We start from the raw sequence: 271 nt of genomic DNA, 5'->3' as shown, positions 1-271 counted from the left end.
TGGAATATGCCTTTGCCCGCAATCTGCGAGAGCGCCAACAGCACGCCGTTGGTCTCGTCGGTGGTCAGATTCATCTTGGCCGCGGCGGCGGCCACGCCTTTAAACACCTGCTGCGTGTGCTCTGTGCTCATGCCGATGTTTTTAGTGGCGCTGGCCAAATGGGCGTAGCCGTTGGCCGCGCATTTAAGCTCTAAACCCAACTCTTGCGCTACGCCGCGCACCCAATCCATTTGCTCACTGGCGCCCTGCATGCCGCCAAAGGCATATTCCA

The 271-nt window shown here is 59.0% G+C and carries 1 protein-coding gene; it reads right to left on the bottom strand.

Annotated elements, in window-relative coordinates; all coding sequences use genetic code 11:
• On the bottom strand, window positions 1–271 hold a 271-nt coding region (locus RMT89_RS43135), incomplete at both ends, for a tape measure protein (RefSeq protein WP_315889219.1).

Origin of the sequence: Streptomyces sp. P17 (genome assembly GCF_032436805.1) — a bacterium.
Taxonomy (GTDB): domain Bacteria; phylum Actinomycetota; class Actinomycetes; order Streptomycetales; family Streptomycetaceae; genus Streptomyces.
Note: the sequence above shows the minus strand (reverse complement) of the source record. Positions and strands in the feature narration are given on the sequence as shown.